This is a genomic window from Pseudomonas sp. GM24 (genome assembly GCF_000282235.1).
In the GTDB taxonomy this organism is placed as follows: domain Bacteria; phylum Pseudomonadota; class Gammaproteobacteria; order Pseudomonadales; family Pseudomonadaceae; genus Aquipseudomonas.
On record NZ_AKJR01000038.1, the window covers coordinates 30,862 to 50,363 of the forward strand.

The following is a 19,502-nucleotide window of genomic DNA, read 5'->3' on the forward strand; positions in this document are numbered from 1 at the left end:
GTGTCAGTTACGGTTGAATTGACTGACACTCCGCTATCGCGAGCAGGCTCACTCCTACAAGGGATTGGTGGTGTGGCGGAAAATATTTCAGGCACAAAAAAGCCGCGTATCAAACGCGGCTTTTTCTTGGGCGTAACGCTTACACGTTGAAGCGGAAGTGCATCACGTCGCCGTCTTTGACGATGTAATCCTTGCCTTCCAGACGCCATTTACCGGCTTCTTTGGTACCGGCTTCGCCCTTGTACTGGATGAAGTCGTTGTAGGCGATCACTTCGGCGCGGATGAAGCCTTTCTCGAAGTCGGTGTGGATCACGCCAGCAGCTTGCGGCGCGGTAGCACCGACTTTGACGGTCCAGGCGCGGACTTCTTCGACACCGGCGGTGAAGTAGGTCTGCAGGTGCAGCATTTCGTAGCCGGCGCGGATCACGCGGTTCAGGCCAGGCTCTTCCAGGCCCAGGGCCTCGAGGAACATGTCTTTCTCTTCGCCGTCATCGAGCTCGGCGATTTCCGCTTCGATCTTGTTGCAGACCGGAACGACCATCGCGCCTTCTTCTTCGGCAATGGCGCGAACCACGTCCAGGTGCGGGTTGTTCTCGAAACCGTCTTCAGCAACGTTGGCGATGTACATTACCGGTTTGGTGGTCAGCAGGTGGAAGCCCTTGATCACGGCTTTTTCGTCCGCGCTCATGTTCTTCATCAGGCTGCGTGCAGGCTTGGCTTCGGTGAAGTGCGCGATCAGTTGCTCCAGCAGAGCTTTCTGAACCACGGCGTCCTTGTCACCACCCTTGGCGTTACGCGCAACTTTCTGCAGTTGCTTCTCGCAGCTGTCGAGGTCGGCGAAGATCAGTTCCAGGTCGATGATTTCGATGTCACGTTTCGGGTCAACGCTGTTGGAAACGTGGATCACGTTTTCGTCTTCGAAGCAGCGCACCACGTGAGCGATCGCGTCGGTTTCGCGGATGTTGGCGAGGAACTTGTTGCCCAGACCTTCACCTTTCGAGGCGCCGGCCACAAGGCCTGCGATGTCGACGAATTCCATGGTGGTCGGCAGGATGCGCTTCGGATTGACGATGGCCGCCAGTGCTTCCAGACGCGGATCCGGCATCGGCACGATGCCGCTGTTCGGCTCGATGGTGCAGAAGGGGAAGTTCTCGGCCGCGATACCGGATTTGGTCAGGGCGTTGAACAGGGTGGACTTGCCGACGTTAGGCAGGCCGACGATGCCGCAATTGAATCCCATGGTGTTTCCCCTCGGAGTAGAGTCAGGCCTTCTGGCTGTGCAGGTTTTTCATCGCGCGGTTCCATTCACCGGCGAGGATATCCGGCAGCACGCCGAGGGCAAAGTCGATGCTGGCATCGAGTTTTTCCTGTTCGGCGCGTGGCGCACGACCCAGGACGAAATTTGAAACCATACTGGCGACGCCCGGGTGGCCGATGCCAAGCCGCAGGCGGTAGAACGTATTCTGATTGCCCAGTTGCGCAATGATGTCGCGCAACCCGTTGTGACCGCCATGGCCGCCGCCCTGTTTGAGCTTGGCAACGCCCGGAGGCAGATCGAGTTCGTCGTGCGCCACGAGGATTTCTTCAGGCTTGATGCGGAAGAAGCCGGCGAGTGCCGCCACGGCCTGGCCGCTGCGGTTCATGTACGTGGTGGGAATCAGCAGACGAACATCCTGACCCTGATGCGAATAGCGCCCGGTCAGGCCGAAATATTTGCGATCGGCGACAAGGTTGACACCTTGTGCGTCAGCGATGCGCTCAACAAAAAGGGCCCCTGCGTTATGCCGGGTCTGGTCGTATTCAGCGCCTGGATTTCCCAGGCCAACGATCAGTTTGATGGCAGTCACGATAGGGGCCCTTCCTTTGAGTGGTGAGTAACATCGCCGCGATTAGGAAAAGCGGCGAAAGTGGACGAAAAATGCTCATTTACCATGGATGTAAACTCCGCGTTCTCGCCCGCTTTCTCGCTACGTTCCAGTCCGCGATGTTCCTTGCTCACTCAGGCATGACAGAGTGAATTACTCTGCTGCGCCTTCTTCGGTAGCTTCTGGAGCAACACGTGGAGCGTGGACGTTGGCAACAGCCTTGTCATCGCCGTGTGCCAGAGCAACGAACTCAACGCCTTTAGGGGCTTTGAGGTCCGACAGGTGAATGATCGAACCGATTTCAGCGTCAGCCAGGTCGACTTCGATGAACTCAGGCAGATCTTTCGGCAGGCAGGTCACTTCGATTTCAGCAACAACGTGCGAAATCTCGCCGCCTTTCTTCACTGGAGCAGCTTCGTTGATGAAGTGCACAGGAACGATAGCGGTCAGTTTCTGGCCAGCGACAACGCGTACGAAGTCAGCGTGCAGCACGTGGCCTTTGGCTGGGTGACGTTGCAGAGCTTTGATGATGACGTTCTGCTTGGTGCCGCCAACGTTCAGCTCGATGATGTGGCTGTAAGCCGCTTCGTTTTCGAGCAGTTTGGCAACTTCTTTGGCCAGCATGCTGATGGATTCAGGGGCTTTCTCGCCACCGTAAACAACAGCTGGAACCAGAGCGGCGAGACGACGCAGGCGGCGGCTCGCACCTTTCCCCAGGTCGGAACGCACTTCAGCATTCAGAGTAAAATCGTTCATTTTGTATCTCCAAAATAGCCATGACCGAGTGGCGTTTGCGACCAGCGCCGAACACGGTATGGGCAAAAAAGCCCCGCCCCGGCAGGAATGCCGGGGCGGGGCGCTTTTCGTCAACGAGACATTTCGCGAAGGGCAGGGCCCTTAACGGAACATCGCGCTGATCGATTCTTCATTGCTGATGCGGCGAACCGCTTCGGCAACAACCGGTGCGATATCCAGTTGACGGATACGTGCACAGGCTTGTGCTGCAGCGGACAGCGGGATGGTATTTGTCACCACCAGCTCGTCCAGCACGGAATTTTCGATATTCTCGATGGCCCGACCCGACAGCACAGGGTGTGTGCAGTAGGCAAAGACCTTGGCTGCGCCATGCTCTTTCAGGGCCTTCGCCGCGTGGCACAGAGTGCCGGCGGTATCGACCATGTCATCGACCAGAATACAGGTACGCCCTTCGACATCACCGATGATATGCATCACTTCAGAGTGATTGGCTTTCTCACGGCGTTTGTCGATGATCCCGAGATCCACGCCCAGGGATTTGGCAACAGCACGTGCACGCACGACGCCACCAATGTCCGGGGACACGATCATCAGGTTTTCGAAGCGCTGATCTTCAATGTCATCCACCAGAACCGGGGAGCCGTAGATGTTATCTACCGGAATATCGAAGAAGCCCTGAATCTGGTCAGCATGCAGATCAACCGTGAGAACACGGTCGATGCCGACTACGGTAAGCATGTCAGCAACGACTTTCGCGCTGATAGCTACACGTGCGGAACGCGGACGGCGATCCTGACGGGCATAACCAAAATAAGGAATAACAGCAGTGATACGAGTAGCCGAGGAGCGGCGGAAGGCATCAGCCATCACTACCAGTTCCATCAGGTTATCGTTGGTCGGAGCGCAAGTCGGCTGAATAATGAAAACGTCTTTACCGCGAACGTTTTCATTGATCTCGGCTGTAATTTCGCCGTCGGAAAACTTACCGACAGAGATGTCACCGAGAGGGATATGCAGCTGACGTACAACACGCCGAGCCAGATCGGGGTTAGCGTTCCCCGTAAAGACCATCATCTTGGACACGCGCAGTACCTAGAGGCTGAGGGTAACCTGGATGAGTATAGAAAATGGCAGGGGCGGCTGGATTCGAACCAACGCATGGCAGGATCAAAACCTGCTGCCTTACCGCTTGGCGACGCCCCTGTATCTGTTGCATCAAGTGCCGAGCACCTGGTTCCTTTAGAGCAGACTTTGCAGTTTTCGGTGCAACATCGAAACGTTGCTGCCTTTGGCTACAAACCCTGTAAGGGTCTCTGTCAGAAGGGCCGAGACTTTATCAGCTTCAGCTTTGCTTGGGAAGCCCCCAAACACACAACTTCCAGTTCCGGTGAGTTTCGCTTCGGTAAATTTACCTAACAAATCCAATGCGTTACGTACTTCTGGATAACGCCTTGCAACCACCGGCAAGCAGTCATTTCGACTGTTTCCCTCGGGAACGGGGCGCACTTTAATGGGCGGCGTGTTACGTGTCAACAAAGGATCGGAAAAAATTTCTGCCGTACTAACAGAGACTTGCGGCACGAGCACCAGATACCACGGTTCTTCGGGATCCACCGGGGTGAGTTTCTCGCCCACGCCCTCGGCAAACGCCGCGTGACCACGGACGAAAACCGGTACGTCGGCACCCAGCGTCAGGCCCAGAGTAGCCAGGCGATTTTCGTCCCAACCCAGCTGCCACAAATGATTCAGACCGAGCAAAGTGGTGGCCGCGTTCGAGCTGCCACCACCAATGCCGCCACCCATAGGCAGGACTTTATCGATCCAGATATCGATGCCGAGTGAACAGCCGGACTGTTGCTGCAGTATTTTTGCCGCGCGCACGATCAGGTTGCTGTCATGCGGCACGCCTTCGAATTCGGTGTGCAACTGAATCACGCCGTCATCGCGCACGGCAAAGGTGATTTCATCGCCGTAATCGACAAACTGAAACAAAGTCTGCAACTCGTGATAACCGTCTTCACGACGACCGAGAATGTGCAGCATCAGGTTGAGTTTGGCCGGCGAGGGCAGGGTCAGGCGTGCAGCGGTCATGCGTTATTGCCCCAACTTGCGCGGTTGCCAGGTCTTGATCACCAGCGTGACGTCGAGGTCGGTGCCGTGCAGCTTGATGCGCTCGGGCAACCAGTAACCGTTTTGTTCGGTGTAGGCGGTGTATTCGACTTTCCAGCCATCCTGTTCCAGGTTGGCCAGACGACTGTCCGCATCCAGGTTCAGGCGGCTTTTGCTGTTCGGCGCCGGCAGGCCACGCACCCACCAGGCCAGATTCGACACCGGCAGTTTCCAGCCGAGCTGTTCTTCGAGCAGCGCTTCCGGCGACTCGGAGTCGTAGCGACCCTGATTGGCGACTTCCAGCGACACTTTGCCCGGCCGCCCGGTCAGGCGCGCGGCGCCACGACCCAGCGGGCCGGACAGACGGATGTCGTAATAGTCCTGACGTTGCAGCCAGAACAGCGTGCCGCTACCGGAATCTTTCGGTGCGCGGATGCCGATCTTGCCATCGATCTGCCAGCCATCGAGGCCGGTCAGTTGTTGTTTGTTCGCGGCCCATTGAGCCGGACTGCCGTGGCCCTCGACCGATTCGCGAGTGCCAAAACCCGAGCAGCCAGCGAGCAGGGCGATGAAGCTGAAAACAATAACGTGGCGCAAAAACATGAGTTAAAGAGTCTCGGATCCGGTCAGGCGCTTGATGGTGCTGCGCAGAATGGTGCTGTCGGGCTGATCCTTGAGGAATTTGCCCCAGATTTGTTTGGCTTCACGCTGGTTGCCCTTGGTCCACAACACTTCGCCCAGGTGTGCGGCGACTTCGTGATCAGGGAAACGCTCCAGCGCCTGACGCAGATATTTCTCGGCGTCATCCAGGTTGCCCAGGCGGTAATTCACCCAGCCGAGGCTGTCGAGTACGGCCGGGTCTTCCGGATTGATCTGGTGTGCCTGCTCGATCAGCGCTTTGGCTTCAGCGTAGCGAGTGGTGCGGTCGGACAGGGTATAGCCCAACGCGTTAAGGGCCATGGCGTTGTCCGGATCACGCTTGATGATCAGGCGCAGGTCTTTTTCCATCTGTGCCAGATCATTGCGTTTTTCCGCGAGCATGGCCCGGGTGTAGAGCAGATTCAGATCGTCCGGGTATTGCAGCAAGGCTTGCTGCAAGACTTTCCAGGCCTTGTCGTCCTGTTTATTGGCCGACAGGGTTTCCGATTCGATCAGGTACAACTGAATCGCGTAGTCCGGTTGTTCGTCGCGCTGAGCGGCGAGTTTGCTTTGCGCTTCAGCGGTTTTGCCGTTGTTCATCAGGATATCGGCCTGACGCAATTGCGCCGGCAGATAATCGTTGCCCGGGCCGACCTGGGCGTACTCGATGAGCGCGCCTTGCGGGTCGTTGCGTTCTTCGGCGATGCGACCGAGGTTCAGGTGCGCCGAATCGACGTGGCTTTCGCGGGCGATCAAGTCTTCCAGGTAACCCTTGGCCTCATCCCAGGCCTTGGCTTCCAGGCATACAAGTGCCAGCGAATAACGCAGTTCGTCGTCTTCAGGATATTGCTGAACAAGGCTGGAAAACTCGGCCTTGGCGTCGTCCATCCGGTCCTGTTCAACCAGCATGCGTGCGTAAGTCAGGCGCAAGCGTTTGTCGTCCGGGTACTTCTTGATGCTTTTTTGCAGCAGAGGCAGGGCTTCGTCGCCACGGTTGAGCAATTGCAGCAGGCGTGCGCGCAGCAGAATCGGCGCAATCTCGCCTTCTTCCGGCGGATGGTCTTCGAGCAATGCCAGTGCGGCTTTGTTGTCGCCATCCTGTTGCAACAACAGGGCCTTGCCGAAAATCAGCTGGCTGTTGTTCGGATGACGCTGCAACAAACGGTCAAAACTTTTCATCAGGCCGTTGCGGGTTTCCTGATCGGTATCCGCTGCCGACAGCGCGAGGAAGTCGAAATGGGTATCGCCCTTGCCCTGCAGGACTTTCTCCATATAGACCATCGAGTCGTCGTAACGCCCGGCGCGCGCCAGTTGCACGGCAGCGGCGCGTTGCGCTTCGAGGTCGTCCGGGGCGTTTTTCGCCCAGATCAGCGCGGTATCAAGGGCCGGTTGATCGGCGCCCAGATATTCGGCGATGCGGAATGCGCGCTCGGAGACGCCCGGATCCTGGGTGTTGATGGCCTGGGTCACGTAGTTGTCCAGGGCAATGTCGAAACGATTGCGCTGGCCGGCGAGTTCGGCGCTCAACAGACTGAAAACGGTTTCCTCGCTGAACGAGCTGTAAACCTTGGGCTTTTCAGGCGCGGGCGTGGTGTCTTCAACCGACGGCGTACCGTCCGGCGAAACGGGAGCCAAGGCCTGGCAGCCGCTGAGGAAGACAAAAGCGAGGAGCAACGCGGAAGATCTATTCATATAGGAAGAGGACGACTAACCTGCGGTCGGATCATCATGACACAAGCCTTCGGCCAAACATAACCGAGACTCAATTGTGCCCATTATAGGGGCTGACGATTGGGACAATAGTCAGCGGTAGTTGTTCTGAATCTTTCGAAGGTGGACAATTGCCGGCTTCACGTCACCATCAGCGACCTTGAATGGCCTTCCTTGCACTCGGTATCAACCACAAGACTGCTTCAGTAGACGTCCGCGAGCGCGTGGCTTTTACTCCTGAACAGCTGGTGGAGGCCTTGCAGCAGCTCTGCCGACTGACCGACAGCCGCGAAGCCGCGATCCTCTCCACCTGCAATCGCAGTGAGCTTTATATAGAACAGGATCAGCTTTCTGCCGATATCGTGCTGCGCTGGCTGGCCGACTATCACCATTTAAGCCTTGATGAGCTGCGCGCGAGTGCTTATGTGCATGAAGATGATGCGGCAGTTCGTCACATGATGCGCGTCGCCTCCGGGCTCGACTCGCTGGTGCTCGGCGAACCGCAAATTCTCGGCCAGATGAAATCGGCCTACGCCGTGGCCCGCGAGGCCGGCACCATTGGTCCGCTGCTGGGACGACTGTTTCAAGCCACGTTCAATGCCGCCAAACAGGTGCGCACCGACACGGCGATCGGTGAAAACCCGGTGTCCGTGGCATTTGCCGCGGTCAGCCTGGCGAAACAGATTTTCAGCGATTTGCAGCGTAGTCAGGCTTTGCTGATCGGCGCCGGCGAGACCATTACTTTGGTCGCCCGCCATTTGCACGAGCTGGGGGTCAAGCGCATCGTCGTCGCCAACCGCACGCTGGAACGCGCCAGTCTGTTGGCTGAACAGTTCGGCGCTCACGCGGTGTTGCTCTCGGACATCCCGGCAGAACTGGTGCGCAGCGATATCGTGATCAGTTCGACCGCCAGTCAGTTGCCGATTCTCGGCAAGGGTGCGGTGGAAAGCGCGCTGAAGCTACGCAAGCACAAGCCGATCTTCATGGTCGACATCGCCGTTCCCCGGGATATCGAGCCGGAAGTCGGCGAGTTGGACGACGTTTACCTCTACAGCGTCGACGATCTCCACGAAGTGGTCGCCGAGAACCTCAAGAGTCGTCAGGGCGCAGCCCAGGCCGCGGAAGAGATGGTTTCGGTCGGCGCCGATGATTTCATGGTGCGCCTGCGCGAACTGGCGGCGGTCGATGTGCTCAAGGCCTATCGTCAACAGAGCGAACGCCTGCGCGACGAAGAGCTGCAAAAAGCCCTGCGTCTGCTGGCCAACGGCGGCAACGCTGAAGACGTGCTCGGACAATTGGCCCGTGGCCTGACCAATAAACTGTTGCACGCGCCCAGCGTGCAATTGAAAAAGCTTTCTGCCGAAGGCCGCCTCGATGCGCTGGCCATGGCCCAGGAACTCTTTGCCCTTGAGGGCTCACCGGATAGCTTTTCGGATAAAAAATCGCAATGAAAGCGTCACTGCTCAATAAGCTGGACATCCTCCAGGACCGTTTCGAGGAACTGACCGCGCTGCTCGGCGACGGCGAAGTCATTGCCGATCAGACCAAATTCCGCGCCTATTCCAAGGAATACGCCGAACTCGAGCCGGTCGTGCAAACCTATAAAAAGCTGCTCAGCGTACAAAGCGATCTTGAAGGCGCCCAGGCGCTGCTCAAGGACAGCGACCCGGACATGCGTGAAATGGCCGTGGAAGAAGTCCGTGAAGCCAAGGAATTGCTGATTGCCCTGGAAGGCGATCTGCAACGCATGTTGCTGCCCAAGGATCCGAATGACGGCCGCAACGTCTATCTCGAAATTCGCGCCGGCACTGGTGGCGACGAGGCGGCGATCTTCTCCGGCGACCTGTTCCGCATGTACTCGCGTTACGCCGAACGGCGTGGCTGGCGTGTCGAGATCCTTTCGGCAAACGAAGGCGAACACGGCGGTTATAAAGAAGTCATCGCGCGCATTGAAGGCGACAACGTTTACGGCAAGCTGAAATTCGAATCCGGCGCGCACCGCGTACAGCGTGTACCCGCCACCGAATCCCAGGGCCGTATCCACACCTCGGCCTGCACCGTGGCGGTGTTGCCCGAGCCGGACGAGCGCGAAGCCATCGAGATCAACCCGGCGGATTTGCGCGTCGACACTTACCGCTCCTCCGGGGCCGGTGGTCAGCACGTCAACACCACCGACTCGGCGATCCGCATCACCCACATACCGACCGGCACCGTCGTCGAGTGTCAGGAAGAACGTTCCCAGCACAAGAACCGTGCCCGGGCGATGGCTTGGCTGTCGGCCAAACTCAACGACCAGCAAACCGCCGCGGCGGCCAATGCGATTGCCAGCGAGCGTAAATTGCTGGTGGGTTCCGGTGACCGTTCCGAGCGGATTCGCACCTACAACTTTGCTCAGGGCCGGGTTACCGACCATCGCGTCAACCTGACCCTGTACTCGCTGGATGAAATCCTCGCCGGTGGCGTTGAAGCGGTGATCGAGCCGTTGTTGGCCGAATATCAGGCTGACCAACTCGCTGCGATAGGTGAATAAATGACCATCATTGCCAGCCTGTTGCGCGCCGCCGAATTGCCGGACTCGCCCACCGCGCGTCTGGACGCCGAGTTGCTTCTCGCGGCGGCACTGGGCAAATCACGCAGCTTTCTGCACACCTGGCCCGAGCGCATCGTACCCAGTGAAGCGGCGCTAACCTTTGCTGAATACCTGCAACGCCGCCGTAGCGGTGAACCGGTGGCTTATATTCTCGGGCAGCAGGGCTTCTGGAAACTCGATCTTGAAGTCGCGCCGCACACGCTGATCCCGCGTCCGGACACTGAATTGCTGGTGGAAGCGGCGCTGGAATTGCTGCCCGCGACCCCGGCCAAAGTGCTCGACCTCGGCACCGGCAGCGGCGCAATCGCATTGGCCCTGGCCAGCGAGCGCCCGGCATGGAAAGTCACCGCCGTAGATCGCGTACTCGAAGCCGTGGCTCTCGCCGAACGCAATCGCCAGCGCCTGCATTTGAACAACGCCACCGTGCTGAGCAGCCATTGGTTCAGCGCGCTGGAAGGTCAGCGTTTCCAGTTGATCATCAGCAACCCGCCGTACATCGCTGCGGCCGATCCGCATCTGGTCGAAGGCGATGTGCGCTTCGAGCCGGCGAGTGCGCTGGTGGCCGGTGAAGACGGTCTGGACGATCTGCGTCTGATCGTTGCGCAAGCCCCGGATCATCTGCAAGCAGGTGGCTGGCTGATGCTCGAACACGGCTATGATCAAGCCGAAGCCGTACGCGATTTGTTGCTGACGCGTGGTTTCGAAGAAGTCCACAGCCGCACCGATCTGGGCGGTCATCAACGCATCAGTCTGGGGCGCCTGCCGTGCTGAATGATCAGGAATTGCTGCGCTACAGCCGGCAGATTCTGCTGCAACACATCGACATCGATGGGCAACTGAAGCTCAAGGACAGTCGCGTGCTGATCGTCGGCCTTGGCGGTCTTGGTGCACCGGTTGCCTTGTATCTGGCAGCGGCGGGTGTCGGTGAATTGCATCTGGCGGATTTCGACACGGTCGATCTGACCAACCTGCAACGCCAGATCATCCATGACACCGACAGCGTCGGCATGAGCAAGGTCGACTCGGCGCTCAAGCGTCTGGGTGCGATCAATCCTGAGATCCAACTGATCGCTCACCGTCAGGCGCTGGATGAGGATTCTCTCGCTGCAGCCGTGGCGGCGGTGGATCTGGTGCTCGACTGTTCCGATAATTTTTCCACGCGCGAGGCAGTCAACGCGGCGTGCGTGGCCGCGTGTAAACCGTTGGTCAGCGGCGCGGCGATTCGGCTGGAAGGGCAGTTGTCGGTGTTCGACCCGCGTCGCGCCGAGAGCCCGTGCTACCACTGTTTATACGGGCATGGCAGTGAAGCCGAACTGACTTGCAGTGAGGCCGGTGTGGTCGGGCCTTTGGTGGGTCTGGTCGGCAGCCTGCAAGCGCTCGAGGCCTTGAAGGTTCTGGTCGGTTTCGGTGAGCCGCTGGTGGGCCGCTTGTTGCTGATCGATGCCCTTGGTTCGCGTTTCCGTGAGTTGCGCGTCAAGCGCGATCCGGGTTGCAGTGTCTGTGGTTCGCGCCATGCGTGAAGCGCCGATCGGCGTGTTCGACTCCGGTGTCGGCGGCTTGTCGGTACTGGCGGAAATCCAGCGTTTGCTGCCCGATGAATCACTGCTCTATGTCGCCGATTGCGGGCACATTCCCTACGGTGAGAAAACCCCGGAGTTCATTCGTCAGCGTTGCAGCGTGATGGCCGGGTTTTTCCGTGAGCAGGGCGCCAAGGCGTTGGTGCTGGCCTGCAATACCGCGACGGTCGCAGGCGTTGCCGATTTACGACGTGATTTTCCCGACTGGCCGATTGTCGGTATGGAGCCTGCGGTCAAACCTGCCGCTGCCGCGACCCGCAGCGGTGTGGTCGGCGTGCTCGCCACCACTGGCACGTTGCAGAGCGCCAAGTTCGCCGCGCTGCTTGATCGCTTTGCCACCGACGTTCGCGTGATTACCCAGCCATGCCCCGGCCTGGTCGAGCTGATTGAAAGCGGCGATCTGCACAGCGCCGAGTTGCGCCAGTTGCTGCAAGGGTATGTCGAGCCACTGTTGGCCAGCGGTTGCGACACGATCATTTTGGGCTGCACCCACTATCCCTTTCTCAAGCCGATGCTCAAGTCGATGATCCCAGCGGACATAAGTCTGATCGATACTGGCGCGGCTGTAGCACGGCAACTTCAGCGGCTTTTGGCGGAGCGCGATTTGCTCGCTGGCGGCCCGAACCAGCCGGTCAGATTCTGGACCAGCGCCGATCCTGCGTACTTCAAAAACATCCTGCCGCTACTGGGGCAAAGTGCTGGCGAAGTGCAAAACTTCAGCTTGTAAAAAAATTGTGAAATAACTAAAACTTCAGCTGAACTTCTGAGTAGGCGCTAGCTTCTATAGCGAAGAGTTACCTAGAAAACCAAACGATCGTTCCGGAAAAGGAAGTTTCAACGTGAAGCGACTATTCTGCTTGGCCGCGATTGCGGCCGCACTGATGGGGCAAAGTATTACTGCGCAAGCGGCAGGTGTTGAGTTCGCGGTGGGGGCCACCAGCGACTCGACCATGACGTACCGCTTGGGCATGAATTTCGACTGGGACAAGAGCTGGCTGCAAAGTGACGTCGGTCGCCTGACCGGTTACTGGAGCGGGGCGTACACCTACTGGGAAGGTGACAAGACTTCCAGTAACAACAGCCTGTCGTTCTCGCCGGTATTTGTTTACGAGTTCGCCGGTCAATCGGTCAAACCGTATGTGGAAACGGGGATCGGCGTCGCGGCGTTCTCCAATACCAAGTACGAATCCAACAACCTCGGCGGTTCTTTCCAGTTTGAAGACCGCTTCGGTTTTGGTCTGCGTTTCAATGGCGGGCATGAAGTCGGGATTCGTGCGACGCACTATTCCAACGCTGGCCTGGCCAGTGACAACGACGGCGTAGAAAGTTACTCGCTGCATTACACGATGCCGTTGTAAGCACGATCAAAAGATCGCAGCCTTCGGCAGCTCCTACAGGTGAAACACATTCCCATGTAGGAGCTGCCGAAGGCTGCGATCTTTTGTTTTTGGGATCACCGGTAAGCCGTGGTGATGCCTTTGCGCTCTTCAATGCACTCGGGCGCGCCCATCTCGAATTCGCGGCAGATCAACGGGCGTTTCTCATAGATCGTGCACATCATGCTGTCGCGATCCAGTGCCGCGCACCAGCCGTCGTCCAGACGCAGCATCACTTCGCCGCCCCACTCATCGGTATCGATAAAGCGATCAGGCACGCCAGTGTCGGTGATCAGCATCACTTCGAGCTGGCAACAGCACGCCGCGCAGGTCGAACAAGTGACCGCCGGTTCCGTGATTTGTTGGTGGGGAATGGTCTTCATGGCCGGCAGTGTAAGGCAGTGGCCGGCATGCGTGTGAAAGGTCTGACAGACGCTCAGTGCGTCAGTCGCCGCGCCATCGTATGCAACAGCGGAAACAGCAGCGCCCAGAGCAGGCCGATACCGATCAGTGTCGGCAGTTCACCATAGGGAAATTGCACGCCGGCTAGCCGCCCGCCGGCGTAGTACGACATTGCGCCACCGACGGCCCCCAGCGAACTCGCCAGCCACCACGGCCGCGCGCTCCAGGCCAGGCAGTGACGCAACGTGGTCGCGAGCAACGCCCAGAGCAGCATCAGCCACAACGGAATCAGCGGCGACAGATCCTGAAACTCGAATACACCCAGCGCGCGCAAAACGCTGTCCACCGCCGTGCCGACAATCACCACGCTCAACACCAGGCGACCCTCAGCCGCCCAACTGCTGATCCAGCGCAGATGAATCACCAGCACCGCCAACGCCAGTAGCAACCACAAACTGTTGCCGCCGAGCACGCAGGTCAGCCAGCCGATCTGGAACAGCACGGCATTGGCGACACGCTCAAGCATCGAAGCGTCCGAGCAGCGGCGCGGTCATCGCCGCCGGTTTGGCCAGCAGCAACTGCGCAGTGCCGATGGTGCGTTCGAGGAAGCCGCCCTCGCAGTAACACAGGTAAAACTCCCACAGCCGCAGGAAATAATCGTCGTAACCCAACTCGCTCAAACGGCCATGGGCGCGGCGGAAGTTCTCGTGCCACAGGCGCAGGGTGCGGGCGTAGTGCAGGCCGAAATCTTCCATGTGCAACAGGTTCATGTCGGTGTCGCGGCTGACCACTTCGAGCATTTTCTGCACGCAGGGCAGGGCGCCGCCGGGGAAGATGTAACGCTGGATGAAATCGACGCCGCGCTTGGCCTGTTCATAGCGCTGCTCGCGGATGGTGATCGCCTGGATCAGCATCAGACCGTTGCTCTTGAGCAGGTGCGCGCATTGTTTGAAATAGGTCGGCAGGAAGCGGTGACCGACCGCTTCGATCATTTCGATCGACACCAGTTTGTCGTATTCGCCGGTCAGGTCGCGATAGTCCTTGAGCAGCAGCGTGACCTGATCCTGCAAGCCCAGTTGTTCGATGCGTTGCGCGGTAAACGCGTACTGCTCTTTCGACAGCGTCGTGGTGGTGACCCGGCAACCGTAATTCTGGGCGGCGTAAAGCGCCATGCTGCCCCAACCGGTGCCGATCTCCAGCAAATGATCATCGGGTTTGAGCGCAAGCTTCTGGCAGATCCGCTCCAGTTTGTTCAACTGCGCCTGCTCCAGACTGTCTTCGGGCGTAAGGAACTGCGCCGCCGAATACATCATGGTCGGATCAAGAAATTGCTCGAACAGATCGTTGCCGAGGTCGTAGTGCGCGGCGATGTTCTTTTGCGAACCCTTGCGCGTGTTGCGGTTGAGCCAGTGCAGACCTTGCACCAACGGCCGGCCGAGGCGGGCCAGGCCACCCTCCATGGCGTCGAGCACGTCGAGATTGCTGACGAATACGCGTACCACCGCTGTCAGATCCGGCGAACTCCAATAGCCGTGGATAAACGCCTCGCCGGCACCAATCGAACCATTGCCGGCGACCATGCCCCAGACGGCCGCATCCGTCACATGGATTTCCCCCAGCAACGCACTGCCCGGCGTACCGAACATCAGCCGTTCGCCATCCTCGACCACCAGCAATTGCCCGTGTTTGAGTTGAGCCAATTGGCGCAACACGCCACGGCGCAGCAGCGATCCGGTCAAACCGTTGGCGCTGAACCGACTGACCGACAGACTAGAGGATTTCATGGCGCTGCTCCTTGGGAGGCACAGTGGCGGTTTGAAAGCTGCCGTCGGCAGTCTGATGAGCAAAGATCGGTGCGCGTTTGAGCAGCAGTCGCAGCGCTTGCCAGTAAATCGCCAAGGCAGTTTTTGCGGTCATCCACGGAAACCGCCGCAAGTAGCGGTGCAGGCTGCGATGATCGAGACTTTCGCGTTGCAGATTGAGCGTGGCGTCGAACAGTTTGTGCTCGCCTTGCCAGTCGGCCATGTGCACGCCGAGGTTCTGCGCAGCGGGGCTGAAGCTCATGCGGTATTCGAGATCGCGCGGCAAAAACGGCGAAACGTGAAAGGCCTTGGCCACGGCGAAGTGCTGGTGAAAATCCTGCAGATTGGCGGGCGCACGCGCCGGCAGCACATAGTGATAACGCTCGCGCCACGGCGTGTTGGTGACTTCGCAGACAATCGCCGCCAGTTGCCCGTCGGCTTCATGGCAATAAAAGAAACTCACCGGATTGAACGACAATCCCCAACTGCGTGCCTGGGTCAGCAGGCAGATCGAGCCTTGCGGTTCGTGGCCGATGGCGATGCCGACCTGCTGGCGTACGGCGTCGATCAGGCGTATGCCACGGCCGGTAAAGGTCTTCAGGTAGTCAGTCTCGCGAAATGAAAACGGCGCAAAACGGCTACGTCCGGCCAGCGGCGACAGTGCAAGCACCGCGTCCTGTTCGCTGAGATCGAGGTAGAGCAAACCGATCCGGTAGCGGAATTCATGGCGGCGCGGGGAAAAACGCCGATGGCCGATCCAGCCGCTGTAGAGGGCGCTGTTCATAAGGTTTCCCCGAACGCAGCGGCCACGCGCAAGGCGCTGACCACACCGTCCTCATGAAAACCATTGGCCCAGTAGGCGCCGCAATAATGCGTGTGTTGCGCGCCATCAAGTTCGCCCCAGCGTTGCTGTGCGGCCGCTGCTGCGAGGCTGAACTGTGGGTGGGCGTAGGTGTAGCGGGCGAGCACTTTGTCGGGGCTTATGCCGGCACTCTGATTGAGGCTGACGCAGAACGTGGTGTCGCTCTGAATGCCCTGCAGAATGTTCATGTCATAGGTGACGGCGGCGTGGGTGTGACCGGCGCCGCTGAGCCGATAATTCCAGCTGGCCCAGGCCAGTTTGCGCGTCGGCAGCAAACGCGTATCGGTGTGCAGCACCACTTCATTGTCGGCGTAGGGCAGGGCACCGAGGATCGCGCGTTCGGCATCGCTGGGGACTGCCAGCAGTTTCAGCGCCTGGTCGCTGTGGCAGGCGAACACCACCCGATCGAAATGCTCAAGGCCTGCCGGGCTGTGGATAACTACGCCATGCACATCGCGATCAACCCGAGTGACCGGGCAATTGAGCCGAATCCTGTCTTTGAACGCTGCCGTCAGCGGCGCGATATAGGCGCTGGAACCGCCTTCGATGACTTGCCACTGCGGACGATCACTGACCGATAACAGGCCATGGTTTTTGAAAAAGCGCACAAAAAACTGCAGCGGAAAGTTGAGCATTTCCGCCATCGGCATCGACCAGATCGCCGAGCCCATCGGCACGATGTAATGCAGGATGAAACGTTCGCCGTAACCGCCGGCCTTGAGGTAGTCGTCGAGGGTGGTGTCGGCGGCGATGCGCAGTTCGACGAGGTCGCGCTGGGCTTCTTTATTGAAGCGCAGAATATCGCGCAACATGCCCCAGAACCCCGGCGACAACAGATTGCTGCGCTGGGCGAACAGGCTGTTGAGGTTGTTGCCGTTGTATTCCAGACCGGTGTCCGGGTCGGTCACCGAGAAGCTCATTTCCGTCGGCTTGAACGCCACGCCGAGCTGGCCGAGCAGACGGATGAAATTCGGGTAGGTCCAGTCGTTGAAGACGATGAAACCGGTGTCCACGGCGTACTGCCGTCCAGCGACCGTAACGTCCACGGTGTGCGTGTGGCCACCGACCCAGTCGCCCGCCTCGAACACCGTCACGTCATGGCGGCGATTGAGCAGGTAAGCGCAGGTAAGCCCGGCGATGCCGCTGCCGACGATGGCAATTTTCATGTCGGATCCGTCAGTGGAGGCGACTTGCGCACCATGCGCTTGCCGATCGCCAGTTGTACCCGTGCCGGCAGTTTCGACAGCGGCCACAGCGCGGCCATGAACAGCGCCGGAAAGGCGATCTCCAGCGGCCGATCCTTGAGCTTGGCGAAGATGTGCCGCGCGGCTTTATCCACAGGCCAGCTCAACGGCATGGGGAAATCGTTTTTGGCGGTCAGCGGTGTTTCGACAAAACCGGGGCTGACCACGGTGACTTCAATGCCTTCGTCGGCCAGATCGATGCGCAACGACTCGAACAGGTAACGCAAACCGGCCTTCGAGGCACCGTAGGCTTCGGCCCGTGGCAGCGGCAGATAGGTCACCGAACTGGCGACGCCGACCAGGTGCGGCGCAGTGCCTTTGCGCAGCAGCGGCAGTGCGGCCTCGATGCAATAACTGCTGGCGAGCAGGTTGGTGCGCACCACATGTTCGATGATCGATGAGTCGAACTGCTTGGCGTCCACGTATTCGCAGGTGCCGGCGTTGAGAATCACCGAGTCCAGCGAACCCCAGTCCTCGGCGATCTGCTCACCGATTTCGCGCACAGTCTGGCTGTTGGTCAGATCTCCCGGCACGACCAGAACCTGCCCCGGATAGCGTTGCGACAAGACCTTGAGCGGAGCAACCTGACGGGAACTGACTGCCAGGTGCGCACCGGTTTTCAGGATCTCTTCAGCCAGCGCCGCGCCGATGCCACTGCTGGCCCCGGTCAACCAATAACGCCGTGGAGGTGTACGACTCATCCCATTCTCCTTTTCAGCCAGGCAATGACCCGGCCCAATACTGGCAAGTGTTCATACAGCAGCGCCCCGGCATCGAAGTAATCCCGGTGGCGATAAACCTTGTCACGCCAGAGCAGATGCGAGCAGCCGCTGACGCGAATCACGCGGCCATTCGCCAGGCGCGGATGGCGATAGCTCATGACCCAGCGCAAATAGCCTTCGCAGTCGCTGATCTGGTCGAAACCATGAAAGTCGAAGCGCAGTTCGCTGACGTTGGCGTATAACTCGCCGAAATAGTCGCGTAACTGCGCCAGCCCCTGCACCTCATGCAGCGGGTCGGTGAAGTGAATGTCATCGCTGTACAGCTCGCCCAGGCTTTGCAGGTTGTCTTTGTTCAACGCTGAAAATTGTCGGGCGAAGCGGCGCAGGAATTCACTCATTATCACCTCCTGAAGACGTACGCGAAGGCAGATTCTTGAAGGCTGCCAGCGCCCGTTGCCGCGAGGTGCTGAGGTTGACGATCGGCGACGGATAGTCTGCGGCGCCGAACAAGCCGCCGAGGTTGGCCGGGTTGTGCACTTCTTTTTTGTTGAGGCCGGCCAGTTCTGGTAGCCAGTGCTTGATGAACAAGCCTTCGCTGTCGAATTTTTCCGATTGGCTCAGCGGATTGAAGATGCGGAAGTACGGCGCCGAATCGGTGCCCGTCGACGAACTCCATTGCCAGCCACCGTTGTTCGCCGCCAGATCGCCATCAATCAAGTGGCGCATGAAAAAGCGTTCGCCTTCGCGCCAGTCGATCAGCAGGTTTTTGGTCAGGAACATTGCCACGATCATGCGCAGGCGATTGTGCATCCAGCCGGTTTCGAGCAATTGGCGCATGGCCGCGTCGATGATCGGCAGACCGGTGCGCGCTTCTTGCCATGCGGCAAGATCGTCCGGCGCATCACGCCAGGCCAACGCCTCGGTTTCCGGGCGAAATGCACGGTGCCGAGAGACCCGTGGATAGCCGACCAGAATGTGTTTGTAGAACTCACGCCACAGCAACTCGTTGATCCAGGTGACCGCACCGACCTTGCCGCTCTCGAACTCGCCCTGATTACTTTGCAGGGCGGCGTGCAGGCATTGGCGCGGCGAAATCACGCCGGCCGCGAGATACGCCGAGAGCTGACTAGTGCCGGGTTTGGCCGGGAAGTCGCGTTCGCTCTGGTAGTAGTCGATCTGCGCGTCGGTGAAGGTGTCGAGACGGCGCCGGGCTTCGTTTTCGCCGGCGGGCCATAGATCGCGCAAGGTCTGGCTCGGCGTCGAGAAGCCCTTAACCGAGTCGGGAATCGGATCGCTGCTGAGCTCAAGTTTTTCCTGTTTGCCGGGGGCCTTGACCAGCGCCGGCATCGAGCGATGCAGGCGTTCGTAACAGACTTTGCGGAACTGGCTGAACACCTTGAAGTAACTCTCGGTCTTGGTCAGCACGCTGCCAGGTTTGAACAGCAACTGGTCGAGATAGCTGTGAAAGGTGATGCCCTCGGCCTTTAGTGTTTCGCCTACCGCTGCATCGCGACGGCTTTCATGAACGCCATATTCTTCATTGGCGTGAACCGCCGCTATCTTCAGCTGCCGGCAGAGTTTGAGCAGTTCTGCCGGGGCTTGATCCCAATGGGTTGCGGTGCGAATCAGCAACGGGATGTTGAGTTTGCCAAGGCTTGCGCTCAGCTCACGCAGGTTGCGCAACCAGAAGTCGACCTTGCACGGCGCATCGTCATGTTCCAGCCACTGCTGCGGGCTCAACAGGTACACGGCGACCGTCGGGCCGCGCGCTGCGGCGGCCGCGAGGGCGGTGTTGTCATGTTGGCGCAAGTCGCTGCGCAGCCAGATCAATTGCATGTCGGAACTCAC

At 59.1% G+C, this 19,502-nt stretch carries 21 protein-coding genes and 1 tRNA gene; 6 read left to right on the forward strand and 16 right to left on the reverse strand.

All coding sequences use genetic code 11. From position 1 onward, the window contains the following. Positions 1–139 precede the first annotated feature (139 nt). From ychF to PMI23_RS06380, 8 genes are all read right to left on the reverse strand, one after another. Entirely contained in the window at positions 140–1,240 is a 1,101-nt protein-coding gene (ychF, locus tag PMI23_RS06345; RefSeq protein ID WP_007912904.1) for a redox-regulated ATPase YchF, read from the reverse strand. Between the two features lie 22 nt (positions 1,241–1,262). Continuing rightward, complete coding sequence (gene pth, locus PMI23_RS06350; protein ID WP_007912902.1) at positions 1,263–1,847, reverse strand: aminoacyl-tRNA hydrolase; 585 nt, start codon at positions 1,845–1,847, stop codon at positions 1,263–1,265. Positions 1,848–2,018: 171 nt separating this feature from the next. Continuing rightward, the gene (locus PMI23_RS06355; RefSeq protein ID WP_007912900.1) at positions 2,019–2,621 is read right to left on the reverse strand and encodes a 50S ribosomal protein L25/general stress protein Ctc; all 603 of its coding nucleotides are present in this window, start codon (positions 2,619–2,621) and stop codon (positions 2,019–2,021) included. Between the two features lie 141 nt (positions 2,622–2,762). Next, positions 2,763–3,704, reverse strand: a complete 942-nt coding sequence (locus PMI23_RS06360) for a ribose-phosphate pyrophosphokinase (RefSeq protein ID WP_003171603.1) — start codon at positions 3,702–3,704, stop codon at positions 2,763–2,765. A gap of 45 nt (positions 3,705–3,749) precedes the next feature. After that, positions 3,750–3,824 (reverse strand) — tRNA-Gln (locus PMI23_RS06365). 36 nt (positions 3,825–3,860) lie between these two features. After that, positions 3,861–4,712 carry a 4-(cytidine 5'-diphospho)-2-C-methyl-D-erythritol kinase gene (gene ispE / locus PMI23_RS06370; protein WP_007912897.1) on the reverse strand — a complete coding sequence of 284 codons (852 nt, stop codon included), beginning with the start codon at positions 4,710–4,712 and terminating at the stop codon, positions 3,861–3,863. Positions 4,713–4,715: 3 nt separating this feature from the next. Beyond that, the gene (lolB, locus tag PMI23_RS06375) at positions 4,716–5,333 is read right to left on the reverse strand and encodes a lipoprotein insertase outer membrane protein LolB (RefSeq protein WP_007912895.1); all 618 of its coding nucleotides are present in this window, start codon (positions 5,331–5,333) and stop codon (positions 4,716–4,718) included. A gap of 3 nt (positions 5,334–5,336) precedes the next feature. Then, positions 5,337–7,061, reverse strand: coding sequence for a tetratricopeptide repeat protein (locus PMI23_RS06380; RefSeq protein WP_007912892.1), 1,725 nt, complete (start codon positions 7,059–7,061; stop codon positions 5,337–5,339). A 182-nt stretch (positions 7,062–7,243) separates the two neighbouring features. Here PMI23_RS06380 and hemA point away from each other — a divergent pair, with 182 nt between their 5' ends. The 6 genes from hemA to PMI23_RS06410 all read left to right on the forward strand — a co-directional run bounded on the left by hemA (position 7,244) and on the right by PMI23_RS06410 (position 12,604). Further along, positions 7,244–8,530: a glutamyl-tRNA reductase gene (hemA, locus tag PMI23_RS06385; RefSeq protein WP_007912890.1), complete on the forward strand. Its 1,287-nt coding sequence runs from the start codon at positions 7,244–7,246 to the stop codon at positions 8,528–8,530. Beyond that, positions 8,527–9,609 (forward strand): peptide chain release factor 1, encoded by a 1,083-nt coding sequence (gene prfA, locus PMI23_RS06390; RefSeq protein WP_007912888.1) that lies wholly within the window; start codon positions 8,527–8,529, stop codon positions 9,607–9,609. Before hemA ends, prfA begins: the two co-directional genes overlap by 4 nt. After that, positions 9,610–10,440, forward strand: coding sequence for a peptide chain release factor N(5)-glutamine methyltransferase (prmC, locus tag PMI23_RS06395; protein WP_007912886.1), 831 nt, complete (start codon positions 9,610–9,612; stop codon positions 10,438–10,440). Further along, positions 10,434–11,189, forward strand: a complete 756-nt coding sequence (locus tag PMI23_RS06400) for a molybdopterin-synthase adenylyltransferase MoeB (RefSeq protein WP_007912884.1) — start codon at positions 10,434–10,436, stop codon at positions 11,187–11,189. Before prmC ends, PMI23_RS06400 begins: the two co-directional genes overlap by 7 nt. Further along, entirely contained in the window at positions 11,182–11,973 is a 792-nt protein-coding gene (gene murI, locus PMI23_RS06405; protein ID WP_007912878.1) for a glutamate racemase, read from the forward strand. The genes PMI23_RS06400 and murI overlap by 8 nt, the downstream gene beginning before the upstream one ends. A gap of 112 nt (positions 11,974–12,085) precedes the next feature. Next, entirely contained in the window at positions 12,086–12,604 is a 519-nt protein-coding gene (locus tag PMI23_RS06410) for an acyloxyacyl hydrolase (protein WP_007912866.1), read from the forward strand. Positions 12,605–12,699: 95 nt separating this feature from the next. Here the strand turns inward: PMI23_RS06410 and PMI23_RS06415 are convergent, their stop codons facing one another. From PMI23_RS06415 to phrB, 8 genes are read right to left on the reverse strand one after another with little or no spacing between them, the layout of a single operon-like run. Then, positions 12,700–13,005: a YkgJ family cysteine cluster protein gene (locus PMI23_RS06415; protein WP_007912865.1), complete on the reverse strand. Its 306-nt coding sequence runs from the start codon at positions 13,003–13,005 to the stop codon at positions 12,700–12,702. Positions 13,006–13,058: 53 nt separating this feature from the next. Beyond that, on the reverse strand, positions 13,059–13,550 hold the full coding sequence (locus PMI23_RS06420; protein ID WP_007912864.1) for a DUF2878 domain-containing protein: 492 nt from the start codon (positions 13,548–13,550) through the stop codon (positions 13,059–13,061). Next, a complete protein-coding gene (locus tag PMI23_RS06425; protein ID WP_007912863.1) occupies positions 13,543–14,808 on the reverse strand; it encodes an SAM-dependent methyltransferase in 1,266 nt (421 codons plus the stop codon). Before PMI23_RS06425 ends, PMI23_RS06420 begins: the two co-directional genes overlap by 8 nt. Beyond that, the gene (locus tag PMI23_RS06430) at positions 14,795–15,610 is read right to left on the reverse strand and encodes a DUF1365 domain-containing protein (RefSeq protein WP_007912862.1); all 816 of its coding nucleotides are present in this window, start codon (positions 15,608–15,610) and stop codon (positions 14,795–14,797) included. The genes PMI23_RS06425 and PMI23_RS06430 overlap by 14 nt, the downstream gene beginning before the upstream one ends. Further along, entirely contained in the window at positions 15,607–16,854 is a 1,248-nt protein-coding gene (locus PMI23_RS06435) for an NAD(P)/FAD-dependent oxidoreductase (RefSeq protein WP_007912861.1), read from the reverse strand. The genes PMI23_RS06430 and PMI23_RS06435 overlap by 4 nt, the downstream gene beginning before the upstream one ends. Further along, positions 16,851–17,633: an SDR family NAD(P)-dependent oxidoreductase gene (locus PMI23_RS06440; RefSeq protein ID WP_007912854.1), complete on the reverse strand. Its 783-nt coding sequence runs from the start codon at positions 17,631–17,633 to the stop codon at positions 16,851–16,853. Before PMI23_RS06440 ends, PMI23_RS06435 begins: the two co-directional genes overlap by 4 nt. Beyond that, positions 17,630–18,052, reverse strand: a complete 423-nt coding sequence (locus tag PMI23_RS06445) for a nuclear transport factor 2 family protein (protein ID WP_007912852.1) — start codon at positions 18,050–18,052, stop codon at positions 17,630–17,632. The genes PMI23_RS06440 and PMI23_RS06445 overlap by 4 nt, the downstream gene beginning before the upstream one ends. Continuing rightward, positions 18,045–19,490, reverse strand: a complete 1,446-nt coding sequence (gene phrB, locus PMI23_RS06450; protein WP_177321043.1) for a deoxyribodipyrimidine photo-lyase — start codon at positions 19,488–19,490, stop codon at positions 18,045–18,047. Before phrB ends, PMI23_RS06445 begins: the two co-directional genes overlap by 8 nt. Between the last annotated feature and the right edge of the window lie 12 nt (positions 19,491–19,502).